General features: G+C 73.6%; 6 protein-coding genes and 1 pseudogene. All 7 read left to right on the forward strand.

The annotated features are described in order from the left end of the window. The first annotated feature begins 64 nt into the window (after window positions 1-64). The 7 genes and pseudogenes from B9H04_RS17170 (at window position 65) to mtnP (ending at window position 5,406) form a co-directional block, all read left to right on the forward strand. Entirely contained in the window at window positions 65-652 is a 588-nt protein-coding gene (locus B9H04_RS17170; RefSeq protein WP_303648970.1) for a DUF7519 family protein, read from the forward strand. A 99-nt stretch (window positions 653-751) separates the two neighbouring features. After that, on the forward strand, window positions 752-1,717 hold the full coding sequence (gene kdgK1 / locus B9H04_RS17175; protein WP_179233687.1) for a bifunctional 2-dehydro-3-deoxygluconokinase/2-dehydro-3-deoxygalactonokinase: 966 nt from the start codon (window positions 752-754) through the stop codon (window positions 1,715-1,717). Window positions 1,718-1,783: 66 nt separating this feature from the next. Then, window positions 1,784-2,479: a phosphoribosyltransferase gene (locus B9H04_RS17180; protein WP_049931497.1), complete on the forward strand. Its 696-nt coding sequence runs from the start codon at window positions 1,784-1,786 to the stop codon at window positions 2,477-2,479. Between the two features lie 12 nt (window positions 2,480-2,491). Continuing rightward, window positions 2,492-3,150 (forward strand): annotated as a pseudogene (locus B9H04_RS17185) (HD domain-containing protein). A 129-nt stretch (window positions 3,151-3,279) separates the two neighbouring features. Further along, window positions 3,280-3,432, forward strand: coding sequence for a hypothetical protein (locus tag B9H04_RS18920; protein ID WP_169514832.1), 153 nt, complete (start codon window positions 3,280-3,282; stop codon window positions 3,430-3,432). Further along, the gene (locus tag B9H04_RS17190; protein WP_049931496.1) at window positions 3,429-4,427 is read left to right on the forward strand and encodes a YeiH family protein; all 999 of its coding nucleotides are present in this window, start codon (window positions 3,429-3,431) and stop codon (window positions 4,425-4,427) included. The genes B9H04_RS18920 and B9H04_RS17190 overlap by 4 nt, the downstream gene beginning before the upstream one ends. A 100-nt stretch (window positions 4,428-4,527) precedes the next feature. Then, window positions 4,528-5,406 carry an S-methyl-5'-thioadenosine phosphorylase gene (gene mtnP, locus B9H04_RS17195; protein WP_049931495.1) on the forward strand — a complete coding sequence of 293 codons (879 nt, stop codon included), beginning with the start codon at window positions 4,528-4,530 and terminating at the stop codon, window positions 5,404-5,406. Window positions 5,407-5,515: the final 109 nt, after the last annotated feature.

A 5,515-nucleotide genomic window follows, 5' to 3' on the forward strand; every position in this document is an offset into this window, starting at 1 on the left:
CGCTGGAGTGGGGCGACGACTCCTTCCCGGCCGCGGTCGCGGCCGCGACGAGGCGGTGGTCGCGATGAGCGGCGACGGCTCGGCGCCCGGAACGACTGGCGACGGATCCGCGATTGCGACGGGGGGCGACGAGTCGGCGTCCGAAGCGCCAGCCGACTTCCACGAGGCGGACGCCCGGCCCCCGACGGTCGCGGTCGTCGCGAGCCTCGCCGCCGCGGGCGTCGCGGCGACCGCCGCGCTGATAGCGAGTCCGACGGGCGGCGCGCTGGTCGGGGTCGGCGCGCTCGCGTTCCTCGGCGGCTCGCTCCGGGGGTCGGCGCGAGTCCTGACGTGGGGCGCGACCGCGGGCGTGGCGGGGATCGCGCTCGCGGGGTACCGCGGCGCCCCGCCCGAAGCCCTGCTCGTCGCCGCCGTCGGGCTGGCGGTCGCGTGGGACGTCGCCGACCACGGGGTCGGCCTCGGGGAGCAGGTCGGACGGGGCGCTCGGGTCCGGCGGAACGTCGCGGTCCACGCGGGGGCGAGCCTGCTCGTCGGCGCGCTCGCGGCCGGCCTCGTGTACGGCGTCTCGCTCGCGGTCGGCGGCGGCCAGCCCGTGGCCGCGCTCGCGCTCCTCTTGGCGGGCGGTATCGCGCTGATCTCCGCGCTGCGGTGACAGTGCGAGCGCCAGGTTTACCGGGCCGCCCGCACGCTGCGCGGCGATCGCGGACGCTTTTGTGCTGGCCCGGCGACGGCCGAGTATGCGAACCGAAGGGTGGTCGGCGTGACCGACCTCGTGACGTTCGGCGAGACGATGCTCCGCCTGTCGCCCCCGCGCGGCGAGCGGCTGGAGACGACGGACTCGCTCGACGTTCAGGCAGGCGGCGCCGAGAGCAACGTGGCGGTCGGCGCGTCGCGGCTCGGCGTCGACGCCGTCTGGCTCTCGAAGCTGCCGGACTCCCCGCCGGGGCGCCGAGTGACGAACGAGCTGCGGAGCCACGGAGTGACGCCCGAGGTGGCGTGGACCGACCCGGCTGAGGGCCGCGTCGGGACGTATTACCTCGAACGCGGCGGCACGCCGCGGGGGTCGAACGTCGTGTACGACCGCGGGGACGCCGCGATCACGACGGTGACGCCCGGGGACCTGTCGACGGCGTCGTTCGCGGACGCGAGCCGGTTCCACACCACCGGGATCACGCCCGCGCTGTCCGACCGCGCCGCGGAGACGGCGGCCGCGCTGCTGCGCGAGGCGGGCGACGCGGGGCTCACTCGCTCGTTCGACCTGAACTACCGGGAGAAGCTCTGGGACCCGGAGACCGCGCGAGCGGCCTACGAGAGCCTGTTCGAGCACGTCGACACGCTGTTCGTCCCGCGGCGGGACGCCCGCGAGGTGCTGGACCGCGAGGGCGACGCGGTCGCGATCGCGCACGGACTGGCCGCGGAGTTCGGCGTCGAGACGGTCGTCGTCACCCGCGGGACGGAGGGCGCGGTCGCGCTGCGCGACGGCGAGGTGTACGAGCAGGGCGTCTTCGACGCGGAGACGATCGACGCGATCGGCACCGGAGACGCGTTCGTCGCGGGCTACCTCGCGAAGCGGATCGACGGCGGCGACCTCCCGGCCGCGCTGGAGTGGGCGGCCGCGGTCGCGGCGCTGAAACGCACCGTCGCGGGCGACGTCGCCGTCGTCACGCCCGGGGAGGTCGAGGGCGTGGTGGCCGGCGGCGGCGGCATCGATCGGTAGTCGACCGGCGCGGGGCGAGCGCCGGAGCTAAACCCTTATCAGCGCGCGGGTGGCAGGTACGCCCGTATGAGCGACCTCCCGGACGACTTCGACTGCACGCTCACCAACTGGGAGTACATCTACGGGCTCTGCCGCAACGTCTCCGACGCGGTGAAGCGGGCCGACTTCGAGCCGGACGTGGTCGTCGCCCTCGCCCGCGGCGGCTGGTTCGCGGGGCGGTGTATCTGCGACTTCCTCGGGCTCAACGACCTCACCAGCCTCAAGATGGAACACTACGTGGGGGCGGCCGAGAAGAGCGACGAACCGCAGATCCGCTACCCGATGCCCGAGGGGAGCGTGGAGGACAAGAACGTCCTCATCATCGACGACATCGCCGACACCGGCGGCTCGATCAGCCGCGCCGAGGAGTACGTCGAGGACCGCGGCGCGGGCGAGGTCCGCACCGCGACCCTCCAGCTCTTGGGCACCTCCGAGTTCCAGCCCGACTTCGTGGGCGAACGGCTCGAACAGTGGACGTGGGTCGTCTACCCGTGGAACTTCCTCGAAGACATGATCGACCTCACGGAGGGCGCCATGGAGCGCGCCGACGACTCGACGTTCTCGCGGGAGGACCTCCGGCACTACTTAGAGGAGTACCACGGCATCGGCCGGATCGAGATGGAGGTCGCCCAGCCCGGCCGCCTCGACGAGGTCATCGACGAGATGGTCCGGCGGGACGTGGCCGAGCCCGTCGGCGACGAGACGTGGGCGCTCGCCGAGTAGCCGGACCGAGCGATGGCCCCCGGAGACGACGCCGACGCTGACCCCGCAGACGACGCGGCGCTCGACGCCCTCCTCGACGCCTACGCGCTCAAAGACGAGCGGCGCACGGGGTGGCAGCTCCGCGGGATTGACGAGCCCGAGTCCGTCGCCGCCCACTCGTGGGGCGTCGCGTATCTCGTGTTGACGCTCGGGGACCGGTTCCGCGAGGACCTCCCGGGCGTCGACCGCGACCGCGCCCTCCGGCTGGCGGTCGTCCACGACGTCGCCGAGGCGGAGACGGGCGACGGGGCGACGCGGGCGGCCGACGTGGCGACGCGGGCGGGGACGCGGTCGATCGCGAGGCGAAGGTCGCCGCCGAGCGAGAGGCCATGCGCGACCTCGCCGGCCCGCTCCCGGAGCGCGTGCGGGACGCGTGGGAGGCGTACGAGGCCCGCAATTCGCCGGAGGCGGTCCTCGTCAAGGAGTGCGACCTGCTCGACACCTGCCTCCAAGCCCTGCGTTACGAGCGCGGCGACCGGTACGACCCGGAGCGCGGCGATCCCGATGCGTTCCGCGAGTACGACGACCTCGACGAGTTCTTCGCGACGAGCGAGCCGCGGCTCCGGACCGACGCCGGGGAGGAGCTGTTCGCGTCGATCCGCGAGCGGTACCGGGCGGCGCGCGACCGGTAAGCGCTCTCGCAGTCCGGTAGCGCCCGCGACCCCGACCGTTCAGCGGTTGCGAGGCCCATCGACGGGACGGCGCTCGACCGTCACCGGCGCGAGCGACACCAGTAAGTGTCGGCCGGACCGATTCGGGCCATGGCATCGAACCGCGACGACGGGATCGCGTCAGACGGCCCGGCGACCGGAGCCGGCCTCGTCGACCGCTGGACCGCGCTCGACCGCGGCTGGCAGGCGCTCGCGCTGGGGCTCGGGATCGTCGCCGCGCACCTCGTCGGGCAGGCGCTGTGACGGGGATCGGCGAGGCGGTCCGCGCGTACCTGCCCGGCCTCGCGCTGCTCGCGGGCGGCGCGGTCGCCGCGACGCTCGTCGCGGACGCGGTCCCCGGCCTCCAGCCGCTCGTCGTCGCCGTCGGGATCGGCGTCGGGCTCGGCAACACCGTCGGGATCCCCGAGATCGCGGAGCCGGGCGTGAGCGCCGACAAGCTGTTCTTAGAGACCGGCATCGTGCTGCTCGGCGCGGCGGTGGCGGTCGAGGAGTTCCTCGCCGCGGGACCGACCGTCCTCGGGCTCGTGGTGGCGGTCGTCGCCGGCGGGCTCCTGTTCGCGGAGGTCGTCGCGCGCGGGCTCTTCCGGATCGGGTCGCCCACGTCCTCCCTGTTGGCGGCCGGCGCGAGCATCTGCGGGGTCTCCGCGGTCGTCGCAATCGGCCGGGTGCTGGACGCGCGCGGGACCGCGATCACCTTCGCGGCCGCGACGATCCTGCTGTTCGACGCCGCGACGCTCGTCGCGTTCCCGCTCGCGGGCGAGTGGCTCGGCCTCACCGGTCGGCAGTTCGGCGTCTGGGCGGGCGTGAGCATGTTCTCGACCGGCCCCGTCGCGGCCGCCGGGTTCGCCTACTCGCCCGAGGCGGGGCAGTGGGCGACCGTGACGAAACTGGCGCGCAACTCGCTCCTTGGCGGCGTCGCGGTCGCGTACTCGCTGGCGTACGCGGCGCGGTCGGCCGCCGACCCCGGCGTCCGGCGGCTGTGGGCGGAGTTCCCGAAGTTCCTGCTCGGCTTCCTCGCCGTGGCGGCGGTCGCCAACAGCGGGCTGCTCTCGCCGGCCGCGCTGGCGTCGATCGGGCGCGTGTCGGACGCGCTGTTCGCGCTGGCGTTCGTCGGCCTCGGGCTCTCGATCCGGGTCGACGACATGCGTGCGGTGGGCGCCGCGCCCGTCGGCGCGGTGCTCGTCCACCTCCTCGCCGTGAGCGCGGTGGCGCTCGCGGCGGTGCGCTGGCTGCTGTGAGACGGGTTCTCCGCGGAGCCGTCGACGACGCGCCGGGCCGTCGACCGCGGCCGCCGACCGCGTTCACTCCTTATAAGTAGCGAGCGGGCGCACTCGGGGTATGGGAACCATCGGATTCATCGGCGGCAGCGGCATCTACGAGGCGCTCCCCCTCAACGACGTGCGCGAGGTCGCGTTCGACACGCCGTACGGCGAGCCGAGCGACGCGGTGACGATCGGCGAGTTCGGCGACACGGGCCGCGAGGTCGCCTTCCTCCCGCGCCACGGCTCGAACCACGGCGTCTCGCCGACCGACCTCCCGTACCGCGCCAACATGTACGCCCTGAAGCAGGCGGGGGTCACCCACGTGTTCGCGTCGAACGCGGTGGGGAGCCTGAAGGAGGAGTTAGCGCCCGGCACGCTCGTCGTTCCCGACCAGATCTACGACCGGACGAAACACCGCGACCTCTCCTTCTACGGCGACGGGGTCGTCGTCCACCAGCCGTTCGCGGACCCGTACAGCCCCGAGCTCGTCGACCACCTCACCGAGGCGGCCGAGTCCGCCGTTGGCGGCGAGGAGGACGACGGCACGGACGTCGTGAAGGGCGGCACCTACGTCTGTATCGAGGGGCCGCAGTACTCGACGCGCGCGGAGTCGGAGTTCTACAAGAGCCAAGGCTGGGACCTCGTCGGCATGACCGCGATCCCGGAGGCGAAGCTGGCCCGCGAGGCCGAGATCGCGTACGCGACGATCGCCGGCGTCACCGACTACGACGTGTGGAAGGCGGACAGCGAGGTGACGCTCGAAGAGGTGCTCGAGAACGCCGAGCAGAACCAGGCGGCGATCAAGGCCGCCGTCGAGGAGGCCGTGCGGACCCTGCCCGAGGACTTGGAGTGTGACGCGCACACGTCGCTCGAAGGCACCGTCAACACGCCGACGGAGGCGATCCCCGAGGAGACGAAGGAGCGCGTTGAGCCCCTGCTCGGCGACTACTTGTAAATAGACGCGCCGTGCGGTGGCGCGTGCCTGTGAGCGGCCGGAGCGAAGCGGCGGCCGCGAGGAGCGCGCGCGAGGGAGTCGGTCGCCCGGAGCCGCGCGGCGGGCGACG

Source organism: Halorubrum ezzemoulense DSM 17463, assembly GCF_002114285.1.
In the GTDB taxonomy this organism is placed as follows: Archaea; Halobacteriota; Halobacteria; order Halobacteriales; family Haloferacaceae; genus Halorubrum; species Halorubrum ezzemoulense.

Bases quoted from the DNA above. Each gene is read 5' to 3' on its own strand.
- B9H04_RS18920 (WP_169514832.1), top strand. From the start codon at position 3,280: ATGGCATCGAACCGCGACGACGGGATCGCGTCAGACGGCCCGGCGACC.
- mtnP (WP_049931495.1), top strand. From the start codon at position 4,528: ATGGGAACCATCGGATTCATCGGCGGCAGCGGCATCTACGAGGCGCTC.
- B9H04_RS17170 (WP_303648970.1), top strand. From the start codon at position 65: ATGAGCGGCGACGGCTCGGCGCCCGGAACGACTGGCGACGGATCCGCG.
- B9H04_RS17180 (WP_049931497.1), top strand. From the start codon at position 1,784: ATGAGCGACCTCCCGGACGACTTCGACTGCACGCTCACCAACTGGGAG.